Raw genomic sequence first — 2,669 nt, forward strand, 5'->3', positions numbered from 1 at the left:
CCGACTTCACGAGGAAGCGGTTGGCGGCGGTGCAGGCCTCGCCCATGTTGCGCATCTTCGCGGCGAAGGCGCCCTCGAGGAGCCCATGGGTGTGTGCGTGTCCACGTCTCCCCCGCCCAGATTCAGCACCCGAAGTCCTGCCCCCCGGTCCCGGAGCAACTGCGCAAAGGCCAGCATGTTCTGGGTGGACCGACCCAACCGGTCCAGAGTGGTGATGACCAAGGTGTCCCCCGCCTCGAGGGCCGCGACCGCCTTATCGAACTTCGGCCGCGAGGCCCGAGCCCCGGACACCCCGTGGTCAACATAGAGATCATCACGCCGCACCCCGGCGGCGCGGAGGTCCTCGACCTGCCGGTCGGCGTCCTGTCGGCGAGTGGAGACCCGCGCATATCCAATGAGCTTCCCCACGACCACCCCAAAGTGTCTCGAAACCAACGTTGAAGACTCAATTCTAGCCCGACAGTTCCGACACATAGTTACAAGAATCATTCTGCAAGACTCGGGCCCGGAAACTCGCGGACGACCAATCGTTCGCAAAGGCAACCGTGAGACGTCTTGTAACCCATAGGGGCTCTTCCCAGTTGAGCGTGGGGGTGTCGTGAGTCAAGGGGCTCGTGCCCTTGCAAGAGGATGGATTTTGCGAAGAATCTAACCTCGATCACGAAGGACACGAGCCATGTCCCAGCGTACGCGCGCTGCCTTGCCCCTGCCTGCCCACGCCGCTGCCGAGCACCACGTCCGTGCGGCGGCATCGGTGGTGTTCAACCTGGAGGGTTACACCGTCCTTCAGGCCCTCGACCGGCCACTGGGAGGCAGGCGTGTCGTTGTGGCTGCCGATGCCGCCGAGGGGGCCTGCCCGGGCTGCGGGGTGTTCTCGGGCCGGGTGCACCAGCGGGTCCGCCAGTCCGTGAAGGACATCCCTGTCGGTGGGGACCTGTTGGAGTTGGTTGTCGTCAAGCCCAGGTTCCTGTGCGCCGAGGGGGCCTGCCCGCGCCGGACCTTCACGCAGACCACGGACCAGTTGCCGGCCCGGGCCCGGTGTACCACCCGGTTGCGGGAGGCCGTGGTGGCCGCGGTGCTGGACTCCGGCCGGGCCACCGCGGAAGCCGCCAACGCGCATGGCCTGGCGTGGGGCACCGTCAACGCCGCCATCCTGGGCCACACCATGGTCTTGCCGGAGGTCGACAAGGTGCCGGTGCGGGCGCTGGGCATCGACGAGCACCGGTTCGCCACCGCCAAGTGGTTCAAACACCCCGACACGGCCGTCTGGTGCCGGGTCGAGCCGTGGATGAGCACCTTTGTCGACGCCGACACCGGGCACGTGCTCGGCGTCGTCGACGGACGGTCTTCCCGCAACGTCACCGCCTGGCTGGCCGGACGCTCCGAAGCCTGGCTGGATCGGCTCGAGGTGGTCGCCATCGATCCCTCGGCCACGTTCCGCACCGCGATCCGCAAGGTGCTGCCGACCGTGGACATCAGCGTGGACCACTTCCACCCGGTCAAGCTCGGCAACCAGATGCTCACCGAGGTCCGCCAACGCGTGGTGCGCGAAGTCCTGGGCCGGCGGGGCCGCAAGCAGGATGCCGTGTGGGCTCACCGGATGTTGCTGCTGCGGGCCGGGGACCGACTCACCGAGGCCGGCCTGCGCCGACTCGAGAACGTCCTGGACGACGATGCCTATGAGCAGGTCGCCGCCGCCTGGGCGGTCAAGGAGCACCTGCGGCGGATCCTGAACGCCCCCACCGTCGCAGCGGCCCAGAACGCCCGGATCGACTTCGAGCTGACCGTGGCCGCCGCAGGACTGCCGGAGGCCGACCGGCTCTCGGCCACCGTGGGGAAGTGGTGGGTCGAGATCAAGGTGTTCATCCGCACCCGAGTCACGAACGCCCGCACCGAGGCGGCCAACACGGCCATCAAACAGGTCAAGCGCACCGGCCGCGGGTTCCGCAACCAGACCAACTACCAGTCACGTATTCTGGCCAGGAGCTTCCGACGGACACGCCGACGCTCCCAGATCCACCCTCGAGCAGGACTCCACGCTCAAGTGTGAAGAGCCCTTTAACTCTCTTGGCATATGTTAAGGACCAGCAGCGATGTTCGCTTCCAGGCGAAGGCTACTCATCCTTGGGGTCGCGGACGTGGTCTCGACGGAAAGTGCTTGAATGAACGCCAAAAGACGAGGCTACCGCGCCACCGAGTCAGGCAAGAGCCCTGCGCGCGGGAAGGCAAATCGACCGCAAGAGAGGATTTTTCAGCGGGCGAAGAATCATCGTGCGTTCAGGAGCTCTCTTCAGTGGATGAGGAGCTCTCTTCAGTGGATGACGAATCACCGCGCGATCTCGATCTCAGCCGGCTTGTTCATACTTGGAGCCGTATTCACCTACTACTTCGAGGGCGTTCTAGACAGAACCCCAGTCAGCCGGGATCAAGTTCTTCCGCCAGCACCCTCTAAGGCAGAAAGCGCGAAACCTGCAGCACCTGAAGATGCAGCGTCCTCATCGACCCGAGCTGATGAATGGCCCGGAGGCTGGGGACCGGCATCCCGTGCCACGTTCACGATCGAGTCCCCTTCGCCCTACATAGCGCTGAACCCCATAACCAACAATCCTCGGCATGGAGATGAGCGCAACTTCGTGCAAGTTAAGGGAGCGGAGGGTAAATGGAAGGAA

The 2,669-nt window shown here is 65.0% G+C and carries 1 protein-coding gene and 1 pseudogene; one reads left to right on the top strand and one right to left on the bottom strand.

The annotated features are described in order from the left end of the window. Window positions 1-78 precede the first annotated feature (78 nt). Window positions 79-408: pseudogene (locus KVS67_RS11280) on the bottom strand (recombinase family protein); the annotation flags it as partial. Window positions 409-676: 268 nt separating this feature from the next. Between KVS67_RS11280 and KVS67_RS11285 the strand changes: the two are divergent. Then, window positions 677-2,050: an ISL3-like element ISMlu13 family transposase gene (locus KVS67_RS11285; protein ID WP_217565372.1), complete on the top strand. Its 1,374-nt coding sequence runs from the start codon at window positions 677-679 to the stop codon at window positions 2,048-2,050. The last annotated feature ends 619 nt before the right edge of the window (window positions 2,051-2,669 follow it).

The organism is Micrococcus sp. GbtcB5 (assembly GCF_019091605.1).
GTDB lineage: Bacteria > Actinomycetota > Actinomycetes > Actinomycetales > Micrococcaceae > Micrococcus > Micrococcus luteus.